The following is a 17,696-nucleotide window of genomic DNA, read 5'->3' as shown; positions in this document are numbered from 1 at the left end:
CGCCTGACGGCCGCCGCCCGGGGACCTCACGCGCCGTGGACGGCGCTCTGCTTCTGTTCCGAGCGGTCGAGGTAGGCCAGCAGGAGCTCCGCTGCGCGGTCAGGCTCGCCGGCTTCCAGTGCGGCGCAGATGTGCTCGTTGTCGTCGAGGTAGCTCCGGTAGAAGTGCGCGTCCACGGTGGCCTTGTGGAAGAACAGCCGCATCTCGGCGAGAACCTGCGACATGATCGTGTCCAGTCGGCGGCTGCCAGCCAGCGCCACGATCGCGCGGTGGAAGTGCTGGTTGGCGGTGCCCAGAGCCTCCTCGTCGTCGGCGGCCGCCGCGGCCTTGCCTTCCTCGACCGCGGCACGGACCGCGGCCACCCGCTCCGGAGTGCCTCCGCCGCGCAGGGCTGCGACCTCGACGGCGCGCCGCACCGTGTACACATCGTGGATGTCGCCGGGGGCCAGGCTGGCCACGAACACTCCGCGGTTGGGCTGCCGGACCACCAGGCGCTCCGCGGCCAGTTCGGCGAAGGCCTCCCGCACGGTGTTGCGTGAGACGCCCAGGTCTTCGGCAATCGTCGACTCGGTCAGCCGGGTGCCCGGCAGCAGCACTCCGTCGGCCAGTTGCTGGCGGAGTTCGGCCGCGACCCGGTCCGCCACGGAGGGGACGGCGATGCGCAGCCGCGCCGCGGCCGCCAGGGCGCGCGGACCGGCTTCGGAAGTCGTCATAGTGCCGAATGTACACGATTGTCCAAAACAGGAATCGTCGGATTGTTGAACAATCCGACGGGATAGTGCATCCTAAGAGGGGGCCAAGCACTGAGACGAGGATCACAAATGGCACACACCGGGCTAAACACCATCGACCTGAACAGCGACGTCGGCGAGTCTTACGGACGCTGGAGCCTCGGTGACGACACAGCAATGTTCCGCTCCGTTTCGAGCGCCAATGTGGCCTGCGGCTTCCACGCCGGAGACCCCAGCGTCATCCGGCGGACCTGCCGCGAGGCGGTCGCCGCCGGCGTCAGGATCGGCGCCCACGTCGGCTACCGCGACCTGRCCGGCTTCGGCCGCCGCTTCCTCGACATCGATCCGAACGAGCTGGCGGACGACGTCGTCTACCAGATCGGTGCGCTGCAGGCCCTGGCCGCCGCGGAAGGCGGCCAGGTCAGCTACGTCAAGCCGCACGGCGGCCTGTACAACGCGATCGTCGCGCACACCGCGCAGGCGCGGGCCGTCGTCGACGCGGTGAAGTCCGTGGATCCGAACCTGCCCATCCTGGGCCTGCCGGGCTCGGAAGTGCTTCGCCTGGCAGAGGCGGCCGGGATCCGGGCGGTCACCGAAGCCTTCGCGGACCGCGCCTACAACCGCGACGGCACCCTGGTTTCCCGCACCCTCCCCGGAGCCGTGCTGCACGACCACACCGAGGTCACCGAACATGTCCTCCGGATGGCCACCGATTCAGCCGTCCGCACCATCGATGGCTCCATCCTGAAAATCCGGGCCGAAAGCATCTGCGTCCACGGCGACTCCCCGGGAGCCGTAGCCATGGCAGCCGCGGTTCGCGAAGCGCTTAGCGCTGCCGGCATCGGCACCGCCTCATTCATCTAGGAACACCAACAGCCTCACCGGCGCTGCGTCTTGAGCCCGGCGCGACTTCAGCACACCCACCCAGCACAGGCAGCACCCGCATCTGGAGGAACATCATGACCGCACCGCACCAGGCCGCCCCGGCCGCAAGCAAGAGGCCCGGCAAGAGGCCCGGCAAGAGGCCCGGCAAGAGGAACCTGCCCCCTGGCGCCCTCAAGGCCTACATCGCAAGCCTCACCGGCACCTCGCTGGAGTACTACGACTTCGCGATCTACTCCGTGGCGTCGGCGCTGATCTTCCCCAAGATCTTCTTCCCGGTGGGCGACGAGCTGGTCGGCCTGTTGCTGTCCTTCTCCACCTTCGCCGTCGGCTACCTGGCCCGCCCGATCKGCGGCGTCATCTTCGGCCGRCTCGGCGACAAGATCGGCCGCAAGCACGTCCTGGTGGTCACACTGATGCTTATCGGCGTCGCCACGGTGCTCATTGGCGCCCTCCCCGACTACTCCGCGATCGGCGTCGCGGCTCCGGCGATCCTGGTGCTGCTGCGCCTGGCGCAGGGCATCGGCGTCGGCGGCGAATGGGGCGGAGCCGTCCTGCTCTCCAGCGAATTCGGCGACGCCCGCAAGCGCGGCTTCTGGTCCTCGGCAGCCCAGATCGGCCCGCCGGCCGGCAACCTGATGGCCAACGGTGTGCTGGCCCTCCTCGCGGCAACCCTCAGTAACGAGGCGTTCCTGTCCTGGGGCTGGCGCGTGGCCTTCCTGGCCTCCGCCCTGCTGGTGGTCTTCGGCCTCCTGATCCGACTCAAGCTCGAAGAAACCCCCGTCTTCAAGGCCATCCAGGCCCACGGCGAGGCCCCCAAGGCCCCCATCAAAGAGGTCTTCACCAAGGAACCCCGCGCGCTGCTGGCAGCCGCCCTGTCCCGCATCTGCCCCGACGTGCTCTACTCCCTCTTCACTGTCTTCGTCGCCCTCTATGCCACCAAGCAGCTGGGCATGACCACCGGCAACGTCCTCGGCGCCATCCTGATCGGCTCGGCTTTCCAGCTCGCCCTGATCCCGGCCGCCGGCGCGCTGACGGACCGCTTCAACCGGCGCCTCGTCTACGGCATCGCCGCCGTTGGCACGGCCCTCTACATCCCGCTGTTCTTCCTGATGATCCAAGGCAAGTCCGTGCTGATGCTCACCATCGGCGTCGTAATCGGCCTTGCCTTCCACGCGTTCATGTACGGCCCGCAGGCCGCCTACATCACCGAGCAGTTCCCGGCCCGGCTGCGCTACGCCGGCAGCTCGCTGGCCTACACCCTCGCCGGCGTGATCGGCGGCGCCATTGCCCCGCTGGTCTTTACGGCGCTCTACGCCGCCACCGGCAACTGGTTCCTGATCGCGGGCTACCTCGCGGTCTCCGCCGTGGTGACGGTGGTAGGCCTGGCGATCGGCCGGAACCCGCAGACAGCCGAGGAAGAGCGGCTGCTGCAGGAAGCCCGCGCCTAAACGGCGCGGACCCTGGAGACGGCGGCAATGATGGAGACAGCAATGGAAACGGTGGCAGCGCGGCAGGCGGCCGTCCACAAAGTGAACGCGGTGCGGGCGGTGGGCACCCGCGCGGTGCTCGCAGAACTCACCGGCACCGAAGGCGTGCTGGCGCTGCAGGCGCTGCTCCTTGAGCACCCGTTGCCCGGGCAACTGGACGTGCTCGCCGCCGCCGAAACCGTCATGGTTACGGCCGACTCGCCCGTCGCCGCCCGCCGGATCGCCGCGCAGCTGCTGCAGCTCGACCTCACCGCCCCGGTGCAGCGCGACGGCGGCCTCGTGGTCATCGACACCGTGTACGACGGCGCGGACCTCGCCGAAGTGGCGGAGCTGACCGGGCTCGGGATCGAGGGCGTGATCGCCGCCCATTGCCGCCAGCAGTGGACGGTGGCCTTCGCCGGCTTCGCCCCGGGATTCGGCTACCTCGTCGGGGAGAACGAAGTCCTCAACGTTCCCCGCCGCAGTTCCCCGCGCACCGCCGTTCCCGCAGGTGCCGTGGCGCTGGCCGGAACGTACTCGGCCGTGTACCCGCGCCGCTCACCCGGCGGCTGGCAGCTGATCGGCCACACCGCCGCCCGGATGTGGGACCTGGACCGCGAGCAGCCCGCCCTGGCCGCGCCCGGCCACCGGATCCAGTTCCGCGCGGTCCGGGAGACGGTGGCGCTTGCCCCGGAACCGCAGCCCGAGACCCCCGCGCCGGAGGTGACTTCGGGACTCCGGATCGTCTCGCCCGGCCTGCAGAGCCTGATCCAGGACCTCGGACGCCACGGCCACTCCGGACTGGGTGTCTCCGCCGCCGGAGCCCTGGACCGCGCCTCGCTGCGCCGCGCCAACCGGCTGGTCGGGAACGCGCCCGGCGCAGCCGGTATTGAGACAGTGGCGATCGAGACCGCCGCCGGCGGGCTCACGGTCCAGGCCGTCGGGGACCAGGTCCTGGCCGTCGCCGGGGCGCCGTCGGAACTGGCCATCACCACCCCGGGCCGCCCTGACGCGGAGCCCGACCGCCGTACCGTGCCGATGGCCACCCCGTTCGCCCTGCTTGACGGCGAGACGCTCAGCATCGGCGCGCCGGAGAGCGGCTTCCGCAGCTACCTCGCGGTCCGCGGCGGCGTGGATGCCGCCCCGGTCCTCGGCAGCCGCTCCACCGACACGATGTCCGGGATCGGCCCGGCGCCGCTGACCGCGCGGCAGCTCCTGGCCTCCGGCGGCGACTCCGAGTCCGGCGTCGTCGGCCACCCGGAACTGCAGCCCGAGTTCCCCGGCACCGGGGTGACCGTGCTCGACGTCGTCCCCGGCCCGCGCGCTGACTGGTTCGACGCCGAGGCGCTGGAGTCGCTTACCGCCCAGGAGTGGCTGGTCAAGCCGCAGTCCAACCGGGTGGGCATGCGGCTCGACGGAACACCGCTGCAGCGCACCCGGGACGGGGAGCTGGCCAGCGAAGGGACCGTCGCGGGTGCGCTGCAGGTCCCGCCCGAAGGCCTGCCGGTGCTCTTCCTCGCCGACCACCCCATCACCGGCGGCTACCCCGTGATCGCCGTCGTCGTCGACTCGCAACTGGACCTCGCCGCGCAGGTCCCGATCGGCGGGACCATCCGCTTCCGCTGGGCGGACTCCGGCACCACCGGCCCCGCCACCTCCGACCACAGCCCCGCCGACATCCCCGCCGAACAAGCCCCCGACGAAGAAGTGAGTAACTGATGCGCAAGGTCCTGATCGCCAACCGCGGCGAAATCGCCGTCCGGATCGCCCGGGCCTGCGACGACGCCCAGCTGGCGTCCGTCGCCGTCTACGCGGACATCGATGCCGATGCGGTGCACGTTTCCGCCGCGGCCGAGGCCTTCGCCCTGGGCGGCAATTCGCCCGCCGACACCTACCTGAACATCCCCAAACTGCTGGCCGCGGCCGCCGAATCCGGCGCCGACGCCATCCACCCCGGCTACGGCTTCCTGTCCGAAAACGCCGAGTTCGCCCAGGCCGTCCTCGACGCCGGACTGACCTGGATCGGGCCCGCGCCCGACGCCATCCGGCTGCTTGGCAACAAGATCACCGCCCGCGAAACCGCCGTCCGCGCCGGGGCACCCCTCGTGGCCGGCAGCGACGGTCCGGTCGGTTCCGCCGCCGAGGCCCGCGCCTTTGCCGAGCAGCACGGACTGCCGATCGCGATCAAGGCGGCCTTCGGCGGCGGCGGCCGCGGCATGAAGGTGGTCCGCGCGCTCGACGAAATCGAGGAGGCCTTCGACTCCGCCGTCCGCGAGGCGGTCGCCGCCTTCGGCCGCGGCGAGTGCTTCGTGGAGCGCTACCTCGACCGGCCGCGCCACGTCGAGGCCCAGGTCCTGGCGGACACCCACGGGAACGTCGTCGTCGTCGGGACCCGCGACTGCTCGCTGCAGCGCAGGCACCAGAAACTCGTCGAGGAAGCCCCCGCACCTTTCCTCACGGAGGCGCAGACCGAGCAGATCTACCAGGCGTCCAAGGCGGTCTGCCGGGAAGCCCGCTACTCCGGCGCCGGCACGGTGGAATTCCTCGTCGCCGCCGACGGCACGGTCGCCTTTCTGGAGGTCAACACCCGCCTGCAGGTGGAGCACCCCATCACCGAGGAAACCACCGGGATCGACCTGGTGCAGGAGCAGTTCCGCATCGCGGCCGGGGAGCCGCTGCGCCTCACCGGGGACCCGGCACCCCGCGGCCACTCCTTCGAATTCCGGCTCAACGCCGAGGACGTGGGCCGCGGCTTCCTCCCCTCGCCGGGCACCGTGACCGGGTTCTCCGGCCCCACCGGCCCTGGGGTCCGGCTCGACTCCGGCGTCCGCTCCGGCTCGTTTGTCCCGCCGCAGTTCGACTCGCTGCTGGCCAAGCTGATCGTCACCGGCGCGGACCGGCAGCAGGCCCTGCGCCGCGCCCGCCGCGCCCTCGCGGAGCTCAGCATCACCGGGGTGGCCACCGTGCTGCCGTTCCACCGGGCCGTGCTGGAGTCCCCGGACTTCACCTCCGAGGCCGGGCTGGGAATCCACACCCGCTGGATCGAAACCGACTTCGCTGACCGGATTCCGGCCGACCCCGGCTACAGCACCACTGCGCCCGACGGCGAACGCCGCACCATCACGGTCGAGGTCGACGGCAAGCGGCTCGCCGTCGGGCTGCCGGCGGATTTGCTGGACGGCTGGGCGCGGTCCGGCCGGGCGCTGCCTGGCGGAGTTTCGCTTGGGGGCTCGCTGGAGGGCTCACCGGGGACCGCGTCCGACGGCGGCGTTGCCGCGCCCGCGGATCCGGGGGAACTGCGGGCCCACATGGCCGGGACCGTGGTGAAGTGGCTCGTCGCGCCGGGGGCCGAGGTCGCGGCGGGGGAACCCGTCGTCGTGCTCGAAGCGATGAAGATGGAAACCCAGGTTGCCGCACACCGGGACGGAACGGTGACCGACGTCCGGGCCGAAGCCGGCGGCGTGGTCACGGCCGGAGCGGTGCTGGCGCTGATCGGGTAGCCGCGGGACATGCCCACCTCCCGAGCCGGCGGGTGGACATAGTGCCACTATGTCCAACCCCGGCGCTCAGGGCTGGGCATGCTCGTCCGTCGAGCGGGCCGCCTTCCGAGCTTTCGGCCGCACCGCCGGGCAGTCCGGCCCTACCGCCACGCGCGTCCCGGGAACATAATCGGCGGTATCAACCCCGTACGGAGAATGGAAGGCGGCAGCCATGTCTGTCTACACGCTTGGAATCTGGCTGGTCCACCCGGGACGCGAGAATGATTTTGTCCAGGCCTGGCGGGATTTGGCGAGGAAAACGCAGGAGGACTATCCCAACACCAAGGCCGTGCTGATGCACGACCATGACGTCAGGAACCGGTTCATCAGCACCGGCCCCTGGGAATCACTCGAACAGATTGAACAGTGGCGGGCATCAGCCACCTTCACCCAGGGGGTGGACGCAATGCGCGAGATGCTGGAGCACTTCGAATCGCGCACGCTCGACGAGGCAGCCAGCATCGGCTGAGGCAGCCGCCGTCGTCAGCTTTGTGCCAGTGCGTCCAGCACGGCAGCCAGCAGCACACCGTCCCGGCCCCAGACGGGGTCGAAAATCTCGACGTACCAGGACTCGGCCAGCACCAGCGCCAGCGATTCGTTGGCCTCGGCGGACCAGTCTTTGAGCTGGTCCGCTTCGATCGGGCTTTCGCTGGTGCCCAGCACGGTAACGATCTCGGCGTCCTGCAGTGTCACGGGAATCGAGGCGCGGCTCATTTCCCCCGGGGCGTGTGCCACCGTCACCAGTTCCGTCCGCGAGGAGAGGTCCAGAAGGCTGCCCGCCGACTCCGGGGTGCAGTAGCCCGTCACGTAGGCCCGCTGGACGTTGCCGCCCTCGCGGAGCCCGGGCTGCGACTCCTTGGTGAACAGCCCGTTCCGGTTGAGTGCCGCCAGCTGGCCGGCGATCGCCTCCGTCTCCGCATCGATGCCGGGGGTGAACGTTCCGGGCTGGTACTGGCTCCGGCCCTCCAGCCAGCGTGCCGTCAGTTCGCCGGCTGCTGGGATCGTGGTGGCCTGCCGCCAGACCTGCCGGTCCGCCAGCAGCCTGCCGAAGCTGTCCCGTTCAGTTGTGTACTGGTCGTCCATGAGCGAGTTCCACCTCCCTGCCGTGCATTGAATCCGGTCTACTTCATCCTGCTGACCCCGAGCTTCCACCGCAAGGCAGATTTAGCGCCGCGTCACGGAACGGCTGCCGGAGCAATCGATGTGAACCGGGAAGGGCCCCGGCGGGAATCAGGCCTCGCGCAGCGGGCGCCGGGCCAGCCAGGCGGCCACGATGGCGCCGGAGATGTTGTGCCAGAGCGAGAACACGGCCGACGGCAGGGCCGCCAGCGGGCTGAAGTGGGCCGTGGCCAGCGTCGCCGCGAGGCCGGAATTCTGCATTCCCACCTCGAAGGCCAGGGCGCGGCGGGCCTTGTCGTCCAGGCGTCCGAGCTTTCCGGCCAGGTAGCCCAGGCCCAGGCCGAAGCCGTTGTGCAGCACCACGGCGAGGAAGACGATGCCGCCGGCGGCCACGATCTTGTTCGCACTGCCCGCCACGACGATTGCCACAATCAGCGAAATGACGACGGCGGAGGCCCAGGGCAGCGCCGGAAGCACCTTGGCGACGACCTTCTTCAGGAACAGGCGGGCCAGCAGGCCGGCGATTACCGGCAGCAGCACGGTTTTGACGATGTCCAGCACCATGCCTGCGGCGTCGATCTGAAGGTAGGACCCGGCCAGGAAGAGCACCAGCAAAGGTGTGACGATCGGGGCGATCAGCGTGGACACGGAGGCGACGGCCACCGAGAGGGCCACATCGCCCTTGGCCAGGAACGCCATCACGTTCGACGCCGTGCCCGACGGGGCGCAGCCGACCAGGATCAGGCCGACGGCGAGTTCCGGCTCAAGGTGCAGTGCCTGGGCGATCAGCCACCCGGCGCCGGGCATGATGACGTAGTGCGCCACGATGCCCAGCACCACGGCCCAGGGGCGCTTCGCCACGGAGGCGAAGTCCGGCGGGGTCAGGGTCAGGCCCATGCAGAACATGATGATGCCGAGCAGGTACGGCACGCTCGGAGCGAGCGGTTTGAAGGCGCCCGGCAGGAGGAAACCGGCGACGCCGGCCACCACCACCAGGAGCGGGAAAACGCTGACCGCAATGCGGGCGATCTTCGCCTCGGCGGCGAGGGCCGGATTGACCGGGGTGGCCGCGTCAGTGCGGGACTCCGGTGCGGACTGTGGGGATTTGGTTGCCTCAAGCATCCAAGCATGGTGCCACCAGCGTCCGCCATGCGGCCACTTTATGACCAATCGGCGGACGAGTATGTCAGATTTAAAGCCCCGGTGCCGGGCTAGCGGGGTTAGGCGACGGGGTTCGCTGGCCCAGCATGGCGATGAACTCCTCCGCCTGGCGCAGGTTGCGGGCCATCTTGGCGCGCTGGTGTTCGGCCCGTTCCAGGAATTCAGCCAGCCGGGCGTCGGCGCCAGCAGTGTCAGCGGGGCCGGCGGCCTCCGTACTTAGCAGGCCCAGGATTTCGGCCATCTCCTCGAGGGAGAAGCCCAGCGGTTTCATTTGCTTGATCAGCATCAGGCGCGCGGCGTCAGACTCGGAATAGACCCGGAAGCCGCCCCCGGTGCGGGCCGTCGCGGGGAGCAGCCCGACGTCGTCGTAATGGCGAATAGTCCGCAAGGACAGTCCGGTGCGTTCTGCCAGTTCGCCGATGTGCATGGTGCTGCGGCTCGCGTCCGTCAATGGGGCCCCTTCCTTCGTCCGGTTGAAACTCTACCATCACGTTAGGGTAGAGTTTGTGGGGAGTGGTGCGACCGCCAAGGCCGGTCCCGCTCCCTGCCGGCGCAGTGCTGCGCCCCCGCATTCTTCGCAACTGAGGGGCCCTGCCGCGCCTCCTGACCCTGAACGGAGCCAGCGATGGCCGTCAAAACCGCCGGGAATTCCCCGGCCTTCACTCCCGAACAGCTGCAATCGGTCCGGGGCGCCCTGCTGTCCCCTCGGCGGCTGAAGACAGAGGTCCTGGGCGGACTCGTCGTCGCGCTGGCCCTGATCCCGGAGGCGATCGCCTTCTCGATTATCGCCGGCGTCGATCCGCGAATCGGGCTCTTCGCGTCCTTCACCATGGCCGTCACCATCTCCTTCGTCGGCGGCCGGCCGGCAATGATTTCGGCTGCGACCGGAGCCGTCGCCCTGGTGATCGCCCCGCTGGTGAAGTCCCATGGGCTGGACTACCTAGTCGCCGCGGTGATCCTGGCCGGCCTGTTCCAGATCATCCTGGGACTCTCCGGGGTTGCCAAGCTGATGCGCTTCATCCCGCGCTCGGTGATGGTGGGCTTCGTCAATGCGCTGGCCATCCTGATTTTCCTCTCGCAGTTGCCGGAGTTGATCGGCGTCCCGTGGCTGGTCTACCCGTTGACGGCGCTGGGGCTGCTGATCGTGTTCGGGCTGCCCAAGCTCACCAAGGCAGTCCCTGCCCCGCTGGTCGCTATCGTGGCGCTGACGCTCATCACGGTGTTCGCCGCCGTCGCCGTCCCTACCGTGGGGGACAAGGGCGCACTGCCCGATTCGCTGCCCGCGCTCTTCATCCCGAACGTGCCTTTCACGCTCGAGACCCTGCAAATTATCTTCCCTTTCGCCCTCGCCATGGCCTTCGTGGGGCTGCTCGAATCCCTGATGACCGCCAAACTGGTCGATGACATCACGGACACCCGCTCGCCCAAGACCCGGGAGGCCTGGGGCCAGGGCGTGGCAAACGTCGTCACCGGGTTCTTCGGCGGCATGGGTGGCTGCGCAATGATCGGCCAGACCATGATCAACGTGAAGGCCTCCGGCGCCCGCACCCGGATCTCCACCTTCCTGGCCGGTGTCTTCCTGCTGATCCTGGTGGTGGCCTTGGGCGGCATCGTCTCGCTGATCCCGATGGCCGCGCTCGTTGCTGTGATGATTTTCGTCTCCGTGGCCACCTTCGACTGGCACAGTATCCGTCCGCGGACCCTGAAAATGATGCCCAAGAGCGAAACCGCCGTCATGGTCGCCACCGTCATCGTCACCGTCGCCACCCACAACCTGGCGATCGGCGTCGGCGTCGGGGTGCTGGTCGCGATGGTGATGTTTGCCCGCCGGGTCGCTCACTTCGTTACCGTGCACCGCACCGTGGCAGAGGTCGACGGCGGCCCCGTCGCCACCTACCGGGTCGACGGGGAACTCTTCTTCGCTTCCTCAAACGACCTCTATACCCAGTTCGAGTACGCCTTGGACCCCCAGCGCGTGGTCATCGACCTGCATGCCTCACATCTGTGGGATGCCTCCACCATCGCGGCGCTGGACGCCATCACCGAGAAGTACCACCAACACGGCAAGGACGTGTTGGTCGTCGGCCTCAACGACGCCAGCGTCCACATGCGCGAACGCCTCGGCGGCAAACTCGGCGCCGGGCACTAGGAACCGGGCGCTACGAGGACGGCTTGGACGCCTTCCCGTCGAGCCAGAGCGTGTCAGACTCGTCGCTGTGCGCGCCGGTGGCGCCAACGTGCTTGCTGCTGATGCCGGGGCCCTGCCGGATGACGTGGACGAGTGCCATCCCGTGGCCGCGGCCCAGCCCGTAATCCGTCTTCAGCCAGTCGAGGATCTCCCCGGCCTGCGCGGGCGCGTCCGCGAAGCCCTTCTGCCGGGCGAGCTCGAGGAGCTGGCGGGGAGTAAGCCCGGTCTTGTCCTCGATCGTGTCGAGGTACGCCTGGAATGACATCCTTGGATTCCCTTCAGCGGTTCTTGAGTTCCGGCCACTCTAAGGACCGGGATCGGTTACCGCCAGACCCGTCTGGCCCTAATTTGGGGTCCTTCAACCGGGTACCGGGAGGGGCTACGCTCGGGACTATGGCGCAGACATGGGAACCGGGTCAACCCGGTGTGCTCAGTCTTCCTTCCGGACGCCTGATCCGTGGCCGGGGCCTGCTGGCGCCGTTCCCGTCCGGTCCACGGCCCGAATTCGGCTTGTACCTGCTGGGCAGTCGCCCGCATCCGACGGAGTGGGACTCCCGCTGGGTCCGCTGGCGGGACCTGCATGTTCCCGCCGACGACGCCGATGCCCTAGACGCCTTCCGGGAGGCGTGGCGGCGCGCGGAGACGGAGCGGGTCGAGGTGGCCTGCTGGGCAGGCCGGGGCAGGACCGGCACCGCTCTTGCCTGCATCGCGGTGCTCGACGGCGTCCCGCCCGCCGAAGCTGTCGCCTTCGTGCGGCGGAACTACCGGCGCACCGCCGTGGAGACGCCCTGGCAGCGTCGCTACGTCAGGCGCTTTGGCGGGGCAGTTTCCTAAGCCGCAAACGCATCGGCGAGGCGCCGATTCCCCAGCCCTAGCCCTGCGTCAGCCGGTAGCGCTCGATCTGCTTGAGCCGGCGCAGCAGGCTGTCGCGCCGCGGGTGCGGGACGGCGTCGGCCGGTTCCGCGGTGAGGTCGATGTGCGCCGTTCCGTACTGCCACAGCAGCAGGTCGTCCAGCAGCCGGTCTGGGCCGGGGGAGTAGCGGTGGTCCAGGGCCTTACGGACCTCGGTGATCCGGTTGGCGCTGAGCAGGCCCGCGAGCTGCACGGTCTGGTTCAAGCCGTGCGCGGCCATCAACTCGGCGGCCCAGCCCCAGTCGTCGTCGACCTTGCGGTCCACGTGCGGCAGCAGTGTCCGCCAGACGTCCCGGATCCGGTTCGGGGTGAGCTGCGCGGCGCCCTCGCCGTCCATGTCCCAGTAGCTGCGGACCTCCTCGTAGCGCTCATGCAGGTCCGCGAAGGCGCCCTCCACGGTCTCCAACATGGCGGCCGTGGCGGTGAACTGGCGGTCGAAATGCGGGGTCCATGCCCGCGGATCCTCGGCCTTGAACCGGATGTCGTGCTCAATTTCGCTCCAGGCGTGCGCGAAGACCGTCCGGATCTGGCATTCGAAGAAGTAGCTGCCGTTGGGCTGCGCCTCTGGGTTGAAGGCCTGCTGGTACTCCTTGACGGCATCATTCTGGATGGTCCGCAGGATCAGGTGCCGGCTGGAGTAGCCGTAGGTTCCGGACTCGATCGAGCCGATGTCCTTCTCGCGGTCGCCCCGGCAGTCGAAGAGCTGGCGCTGGCGCTTGATCAGGTTGGCGACGACGGCGTTTTCGGCCGGGAGCTTGGTGATGACGCGGATGCCGACCATGTCATTGAGCGTGCGGAACGGGTCCGGAAATTTCAGCACCGGCGGCCCGCCCGGCTCCAGCGGTTCCTCAATGCGGGAAATCTTCTCGCGGAACGACTCCACCGTCTTGGTCCGGCCGGTCACGAACAGCGGTGTCACCTCCGTGCCCTTGAGCATGGCACGCAGCGTCAGCAGCACTTCGCGGGTGACCAGTTTCAGGGCAGGACGGACCCGCTCATAGAGTTCCACGTTGTCCTGCACGGATTCGCGCAGCGCGGGGTCAAGGCGCTCCCAGTTGCTAGCCATGGGCCTAGCTTACGGCGCAGCTGTGACAGCCAGCCCGGCCCGTCACCGTGTGGCGGCAATACAGCGCCGGCCTCAACGGCGCCGCGCGGCGCCCAAGGTAGGCTCTGCAGATGGCTGATGTGCGGCGTCGGACTCTATTGGCGGCCGCAGCGGCGGCGACACTGGGGGCGGTCGCTGCCTGTTCACCGGGCCCCAAGGAGGACACAGTGAAGCGGCAGAAGTACCACTACGGCGACGACCCGAGCCAGTGGGGGGAACTCTTCCTCCCGGACGCGGCCGAGCCCAGGGGCGTGGTCGTGGTGATCCACGGCGGCTATTGGCGTTCGCAGTACGGCGCCGAACTCGGCGAACCGCTGGCCAAGGACCTCGCTGCGCACGGCGTGGCCGCCTGGAACCTGGAGTACCGGCGGGCCGGCAACGGCGGAGGCTGGCCGCACACTTTCGCGGACATCCTCGCCGGAATCGACAAGCTGCGCGACATCGCCGACGAACACGGCCTCGGCCTGGACCGCGTCGTCGCGCTCGGCCACTCCGCCGGCGGGCACCTGGCCGTCTGGGCGGCCGGCCGCAGCCGGCTTGGCCAGCTCGGCGCCCCGGACGCGGACCGCCAGCTGCAGCGCAAGGACGACGACGGCGCGGTGCACCTTACCGGTGTCGTCAGCCAGTCCGGGCTGCTGAACCTGGCCGAGGCGGAGCGGCTCAACCTGAGCAACGGCGCGGTGAGCAACTTCCTGGGCGGTTCCTCGGAAAAATACCCCAAACGGCATAAGTTCGCCGACCCGATGAGCGCCGTGCCGCTGCGGGTTCCGGTGTACGCCGTGCACACCACCGAGGACGATACTGTGCCGATGAGCCAGTCCGAGGCCTACTCGGCCGCGGCCAAGGCCTGCGGCGCCCCGGTCCAGTTCCTCAAGGTCCCCGGCGACCACTTCGCGCTGATCGACCCGAAGGCGGCCGCCTACCGGAAATGCCGCGAGCTCGTGCAGCAACTGCTGGGCTGAACCGGCCGAGGCGGCCCCCGGGAGCGGCCGCCCGAAAGGGCCCGGCGAAGCAGCCCGGCGCCGGTGATAGCGTGGCCCCATGCATGTGAAAGTTCCCGCGGTGCTCCGTGCCCCCGTGGCGGGCTTCACCAGGTTCGCGCGCGCCTTCGCGCCCAGCCATCCCGCCCAGGTGATCGTCCTGGGCTTTGCCGGCGCCGTCGCCGCGGGGACCGGACTGCTGTCCCTGCCGGTGGCGAAGACCGGCGACGGCGGGGCCACCTTCCTGGAAGCCCTCTTCACGGCCACCTCAGCCGTTTGCGTGACAGGCCTGAGCACCGTGGACACGCCCGTGTTCTGGAGCGGCTTCGGCCAGGTGGTCATCCTGGTGCTGATCCAGATCGGCGGGTTCGGCGTGATGTCCTTCGGCACCCTGCTCGGGGTCCTGACCGCCCGTCGGCTGGGCCTGAAATCCCGGTTGTCCGCCGCCGCGGAGACCAAAAGCACCGGTTTCGGCGACGTCCGCGGGGTGCTGGTGGGGGTCCTCGGCATCAGCCTGATCGTGGAAGCGCTGTTGGCCGTGATTCTCGCGGCCCGCTTCATGGCCGGCTACGGCTACCCGCCCGGCGAGGCCGTATGGCGTGGCATCTTCCATGCGGTGTCAGCCTTTAACAACGCCGGCTTCGCCCTGTATTCGGACAACCTGATGGGGTTCGTCGGCGACCCCTGGGTGTGCCTTCCGATTGCCGCGGCGGTGATCATCGGCGGCCTTGGTTTCCCTGTCCTCTTTGAACTGGTCCGGCAGTACCGGCGCCCGATCTTCTGGGGCATGAACACGAAACTGGTCCTGGTCGGCTCGGCGGTGCTACTCACCGGCGGGACCGTTTTCCTGACCGCGGTGGAGTGGACCAACCCGGCCACACTCGGCGCGCTGCCGGCCGGTGACCGCGTGCTCGCCGGCTTCTTCCAGTCCGCCATCACCCGCACCGCCGGCTTCAACAGCATCGACATCTCGCAGATGCATCCCGTGTCCTGGCTCGGCATGGACATCCTGATGTTCATCGGCGGTGGCCCGGCCGGAACCGCCGGCGGCTTGAAGATCACCACCTTCGCCGTGCTCTTCTTCATCCTCAGCACCGAACTCCAGGGCGGCACGGCCGTGAACATCTTCGGGAAACGGCTCTCCCGGGCCGTCCACCGCCAGGCGATCACCGTGGTGCTCCTCGCGATCGCCCTGGTGGTCGGATCCACCATGTTCCTGATGCTCATTACCGACTTTGGCCAGGAGCGGATCCTTTTCGAAGTTGTCTCCGCCTTCGCGACAGTGGGCCTGTCCACGGGCATCACCGCCGCCATGCCGCCGGCCGGCCAGCTGGTCCTGATCCTGCTAATGTTCGTCGGCAGGCTGGGGCCGGTGACCCTCGGCGCCGCCCTCGCGTTGCGCGAACGGCCCCTGCTTTACGAATTCCCCAAGGAAAGGCCGCTCATTGGCTAAGAACATTTTTGCCGCCCGCACTGCGGCCGCCAGCACCAAGGCGTCCTCGGTGGTGGTCATTGGGCTCGGCCGCTTCGGCGGCTCCCTGGCCCTGGAGCTCGAGGCCCAGGGGACCGAGGTCCTCGGGGTGGACGCCAGCGAGGAAATTGTCCAGTCCTTCAACGGGCGCCTCACCCATGTGGTCAGGGCCGATTCGACTAAGGAGGAGGTGCTGCGCCAGCTGTCCGTGCACGAGTTTGACCGCGCGGTGGTGGGCATCGGCTCCGACATTGAAGCCAGCATCCTGACCACCTCGCGGCTGCTGAAATTCCAGCGCCCGCAGATCTGGGCGAAGGCAATCAGCGAGCCGCACGCCGAAATCCTCGCCCAGCTCGGCGTCGAGCACGTGATCCGGCCTGAGCATGACATGGGCAGGCGGGTGGCCCACCTGGTCCTCGGCTCCATCCTCGACTACGTGGAATTCGAGGACGATTTTGTGATGATCCGGACGGGCCCTCCGGCTATCGTCCGGGACCGCCCGCTCGGGGTCGTGGGACTGCGGGAGAAATTCGGCGTGACCGTGGTGGCCGTCAAGCGCCCCGGCGGGATCTGGGGCCACACCACGGCGCAAACGGTCCTCTATGAGGAGGACCAGATCATCGTCCAGGGTGCCAAGTCACAGGCGGAACGATTCAGCACGATGCCGTAGGCAAGTAGACTGGGATCTGGTGCGCCGGGAAGTCTGGTCGGCATAGTTCAGTCGACCCAAATTTTAGGACTTCCGCATGAGCCACACACCTCCTCCCGCGCCCCAGGCCGGCACGCCGCGCCTGACCATCTTCGGTCGCGGCAGTTACGCCGAATCCCTGCGCATCGGCGAAATCCTCCGAAAGGAAACCGTCGGCGGAGCCCTGCTCGTGTTCGCGGCCGTCGCCGCGCTGATCTGGGCCAACTCGCCGGCGTCGGAGAGCTACTTTGCGCTCCGCGACTTCAAGATCGGCTACGAACCCTGGCACCTGGACCTCAGCCTGGGGGCCTGGGCGGCCGACGGACTGCTCGCCATCTTCTTTTTCCTGGTCGGCCTGGAGCTCAAGCGCGAGTTCGTGGCCGGCGATCTTCGCCAGCTGGACAAGTCGATCGTGCCGGTTGCCGCGGCCGCCGGCGGGGTGATCATCCCGGCGGTGATCTACGCCGTCGTCAACCTCGGCAGTCCGGAAACGCTGCGCGGCTGGGCGATCCCCACCGCCACGGACATAGCCTTCGCCGTCGCGGTCCTCGCGATCATCGGCTCGCACCTGCCGAGTGCGTTGCGGATCTTCCTGCTCACCCTCGCCGTGGTGGATGACCTGATCGCCATCACCATCATTGCCGTGTTCTACTCCAGCGACCTCCAGCTTGCCCCCCTGCTGCTGGCCCTGCTGCCGCTGGGCCTGTACACCTACCTGGCGCACCGGTACCGCCGCTTCTTCGGGCTGAAGGCCCCCGCGGCGTGGTTCATCCTGCTGCCCCTCGGCCTGGCCACCTGGGCCCTGGTGCATGCCTCGGGCATCCACGCGACCGTGGCCGGCGTCCTGCTCGGCTTCGCGATCCCGGTGCTGCGCTCCCAGGCCAGCGGGGGACCGGAAGCCGGACCGGGGCTTTCGGAAATCTTCGAGCACCGGTTCCGGCCGATCTCGGCCGGCGTCGCGGTGCCGGTCTTCGCCTTCTTCTCCGCCGGCGTTGCCGTGGGCGGCTGGGGCGGGCTGGGCTCGGCGCTGGCGGACCCGGTCGCCGTGGGCGTCATCCTGGCCCTCGTCCTGGGCAAACCGGCCGGCATCCTGGGCACCACCTGGCTGCTCACCAAGGTAACCAAGGCGCGGCTGGACAACTCGTTCAAGTGGATCGACGTGTTCGGCGTCTCGATCCTGGCCGGGATCGGCTTCACCGTGTCGCTGCTGGTAGCGGAGCTCAGTTTCGGCAATGGCAGCGTCCATGACGACCACGCCAAGGTCGGCATCCTGGCGGCGTCGTTGCTGGCCGCCCTGCTGGCGAGCGTGGTGCTCCGCACCCGCAACCGGCAGTACCGGCAGGCGGAGGAAGAGGAGCGGCGGGACTCGGACAATGACGGCATTCCCGACGTCTACCAGGAGGGCGGCGCGGAGCGCTGAACCTGCGCGGAGCGCTGAACCGGCGCGGGCC

At 69.0% G+C, this 17,696-nt stretch carries 17 protein-coding genes; 11 read left to right on the top strand and 6 right to left on the bottom strand.

Annotation, left to right across the window (positions count from 1 at the left end):
• Positions 1-26: 26 nt before the first annotated feature.
• Complete coding sequence (locus AC1DGE_RS08775; RefSeq protein WP_441419092.1) at positions 27-713, bottom strand: GntR family transcriptional regulator; 687 nt, start codon at positions 711-713, stop codon at positions 27-29.
• A gap of 108 nt (positions 714-821) precedes the next feature.
• Here AC1DGE_RS08775 and AC1DGE_RS08770 point away from each other — a divergent pair, with 108 nt between their 5' ends.
• From AC1DGE_RS08770 to AC1DGE_RS08750, 5 genes are all read left to right on the top strand, one after another.
• On the top strand, positions 822-1,595 hold the full coding sequence (locus tag AC1DGE_RS08770) for a LamB/YcsF family protein (RefSeq protein WP_476917285.1): 774 nt from the start codon (positions 822-824) through the stop codon (positions 1,593-1,595).
• A 95-nt stretch (positions 1,596-1,690) separates the two neighbouring features.
• Positions 1,691-3,064, top strand: a complete 1,374-nt coding sequence (locus AC1DGE_RS08765) for an MFS transporter (protein WP_476917284.1) — start codon at positions 1,691-1,693, stop codon at positions 3,062-3,064.
• Between the two features lie 30 nt (positions 3,065-3,094).
• Complete coding sequence (locus AC1DGE_RS08760) at positions 3,095-4,801, top strand: 5-oxoprolinase subunit B/C family protein (protein WP_476909626.1); 1,707 nt, start codon at positions 3,095-3,097, stop codon at positions 4,799-4,801.
• Complete coding sequence (locus AC1DGE_RS08755) at positions 4,801-6,582, top strand: acetyl/propionyl/methylcrotonyl-CoA carboxylase subunit alpha (RefSeq protein ID WP_476893457.1); 1,782 nt, start codon at positions 4,801-4,803, stop codon at positions 6,580-6,582. The genes AC1DGE_RS08760 and AC1DGE_RS08755 overlap by 1 nt, the downstream gene beginning before the upstream one ends.
• A 211-nt stretch (positions 6,583-6,793) precedes the next feature.
• Positions 6,794-7,090, top strand: a complete 297-nt coding sequence (locus AC1DGE_RS08750) for an antibiotic biosynthesis monooxygenase family protein (RefSeq protein WP_175322995.1) — start codon at positions 6,794-6,796, stop codon at positions 7,088-7,090.
• Positions 7,091-7,104: 14 nt separating this feature from the next.
• Here AC1DGE_RS08750 and AC1DGE_RS08745 read toward each other — a convergent pair whose 3' ends face one another.
• The 3 genes from AC1DGE_RS08745 to AC1DGE_RS08735 all read right to left on the bottom strand — a co-directional run bounded on the left by AC1DGE_RS08745 (position 7,105) and on the right by AC1DGE_RS08735 (position 9,328).
• Positions 7,105-7,704, bottom strand: a complete 600-nt coding sequence (locus AC1DGE_RS08745) for a DUF6919 domain-containing protein (protein ID WP_476893456.1) — start codon at positions 7,702-7,704, stop codon at positions 7,105-7,107.
• Between the two features lie 147 nt (positions 7,705-7,851).
• Positions 7,852-8,862, bottom strand: a complete 1,011-nt coding sequence (locus AC1DGE_RS08740) for a bile acid:sodium symporter family protein (RefSeq protein ID WP_476917283.1) — start codon at positions 8,860-8,862, stop codon at positions 7,852-7,854.
• 70 nt (positions 8,863-8,932) lie between these two features.
• Positions 8,933-9,328 (bottom strand): MerR family transcriptional regulator, encoded by a 396-nt coding sequence (locus tag AC1DGE_RS08735; RefSeq protein ID WP_476893500.1) that lies wholly within the window; start codon positions 9,326-9,328, stop codon positions 8,933-8,935.
• A gap of 198 nt (positions 9,329-9,526) precedes the next feature.
• Here AC1DGE_RS08735 and AC1DGE_RS08730 point away from each other — a divergent pair, with 198 nt between their 5' ends.
• Positions 9,527-11,050 carry a SulP family inorganic anion transporter gene (locus tag AC1DGE_RS08730; protein WP_476893454.1) on the top strand — a complete coding sequence of 508 codons (1,524 nt, stop codon included), beginning with the start codon at positions 9,527-9,529 and terminating at the stop codon, positions 11,048-11,050.
• Positions 11,051-11,060: 10 nt separating this feature from the next.
• Here AC1DGE_RS08730 and AC1DGE_RS08725 read toward each other — a convergent pair whose 3' ends face one another.
• Positions 11,061-11,354 carry a DUF4287 domain-containing protein gene (locus AC1DGE_RS08725; RefSeq protein ID WP_441419084.1) on the bottom strand — a complete coding sequence of 98 codons (294 nt, stop codon included), beginning with the start codon at positions 11,352-11,354 and terminating at the stop codon, positions 11,061-11,063.
• Between the two features lie 128 nt (positions 11,355-11,482).
• Between AC1DGE_RS08725 and AC1DGE_RS08720 the strand changes: the two genes are divergently transcribed.
• Complete coding sequence (locus AC1DGE_RS08720) at positions 11,483-11,923, top strand: protein-tyrosine phosphatase family protein (protein WP_476893453.1); 441 nt, start codon at positions 11,483-11,485, stop codon at positions 11,921-11,923.
• Between the two features lie 37 nt (positions 11,924-11,960).
• Here AC1DGE_RS08720 and AC1DGE_RS08715 read toward each other — a convergent pair whose 3' ends face one another.
• Positions 11,961-13,067 carry a GTP pyrophosphokinase gene (locus AC1DGE_RS08715; RefSeq protein WP_476893452.1) on the bottom strand — a complete coding sequence of 369 codons (1,107 nt, stop codon included), beginning with the start codon at positions 13,065-13,067 and terminating at the stop codon, positions 11,961-11,963.
• A gap of 206 nt (positions 13,068-13,273) precedes the next feature.
• Here AC1DGE_RS08715 and AC1DGE_RS08710 point away from each other — a divergent pair, with 206 nt between their 5' ends.
• From AC1DGE_RS08710 to nhaA, 4 genes are all read left to right on the top strand, one after another.
• On the top strand, positions 13,274-14,068 hold the full coding sequence (locus AC1DGE_RS08710) for an alpha/beta hydrolase (protein WP_476893451.1): 795 nt from the start codon (positions 13,274-13,276) through the stop codon (positions 14,066-14,068).
• A gap of 79 nt (positions 14,069-14,147) precedes the next feature.
• On the top strand, positions 14,148-15,539 hold the full coding sequence (locus AC1DGE_RS08705) for a TrkH family potassium uptake protein (protein ID WP_476917282.1): 1,392 nt from the start codon (positions 14,148-14,150) through the stop codon (positions 15,537-15,539).
• Positions 15,532-16,227: a potassium channel family protein gene (locus tag AC1DGE_RS08700; protein WP_476893449.1), complete on the top strand. Its 696-nt coding sequence runs from the start codon at positions 15,532-15,534 to the stop codon at positions 16,225-16,227. Before AC1DGE_RS08705 ends, AC1DGE_RS08700 begins: the two co-directional genes overlap by 8 nt.
• A gap of 76 nt (positions 16,228-16,303) precedes the next feature.
• The gene (nhaA, locus tag AC1DGE_RS08695; RefSeq protein WP_476893448.1) at positions 16,304-17,665 is read left to right on the top strand and encodes a Na+/H+ antiporter NhaA; all 1,362 of its coding nucleotides are present in this window, start codon (positions 16,304-16,306) and stop codon (positions 17,663-17,665) included.
• Positions 17,666-17,696 lie beyond the last annotated feature (31 nt).

The sequence above is a fragment of the Arthrobacter sp. 05N425 genome (assembly GCF_056397125.1).
This window is presented reverse-complemented; position numbering and strand designations above follow the sequence as displayed.

Bases quoted from the DNA above. Each gene is read 5' to 3' on its own strand.
- AC1DGE_RS08725 (WP_441419084.1), bottom strand. From the start codon at position 11,354: ATGTCATTCCAGGCGTACCTCGACACGATCGAGGACAAGACCGGGCTT.
- AC1DGE_RS08760 (WP_476909626.1), top strand. From the start codon at position 3,095: ATGGAGACAGCAATGGAAACGGTGGCAGCGCGGCAGGCGGCCGTCCAC.
- AC1DGE_RS08705 (WP_476917282.1), top strand. From the start codon at position 14,148: ATGCATGTGAAAGTTCCCGCGGTGCTCCGTGCCCCCGTGGCGGGCTTC.
- nhaA (WP_476893448.1), top strand. From the start codon at position 16,304: ATGAGCCACACACCTCCTCCCGCGCCCCAGGCCGGCACGCCGCGCCTG.
- AC1DGE_RS08740 (WP_476917283.1), bottom strand. From the start codon at position 8,862: ATGCTTGAGGCAACCAAATCCCCACAGTCCGCACCGGAGTCCCGCACT.
- AC1DGE_RS08715 (WP_476893452.1), bottom strand. From the start codon at position 13,067: ATGGCTAGCAACTGGGAGCGCCTTGACCCCGCGCTGCGCGAATCCGTG.
- AC1DGE_RS08755 (WP_476893457.1), top strand. From the start codon at position 4,801: ATGCGCAAGGTCCTGATCGCCAACCGCGGCGAAATCGCCGTCCGGATC.
- AC1DGE_RS08735 (WP_476893500.1), bottom strand. From the start codon at position 9,328: ATGCACATCGGCGAACTGGCAGAACGCACCGGACTGTCCTTGCGGACT.
- AC1DGE_RS08750 (WP_175322995.1), top strand. From the start codon at position 6,794: ATGTCTGTCTACACGCTTGGAATCTGGCTGGTCCACCCGGGACGCGAG.
- AC1DGE_RS08720 (WP_476893453.1), top strand. From the start codon at position 11,483: ATGGCGCAGACATGGGAACCGGGTCAACCCGGTGTGCTCAGTCTTCCT.
- AC1DGE_RS08745 (WP_476893456.1), bottom strand. From the start codon at position 7,704: ATGGACGACCAGTACACAACTGAACGGGACAGCTTCGGCAGGCTGCTG.
- AC1DGE_RS08730 (WP_476893454.1), top strand. From the start codon at position 9,527: ATGGCCGTCAAAACCGCCGGGAATTCCCCGGCCTTCACTCCCGAACAG.
- AC1DGE_RS08775 (WP_441419092.1), bottom strand. From the start codon at position 713: ATGACGACTTCCGAAGCCGGTCCGCGCGCCCTGGCGGCCGCGGCGCGG.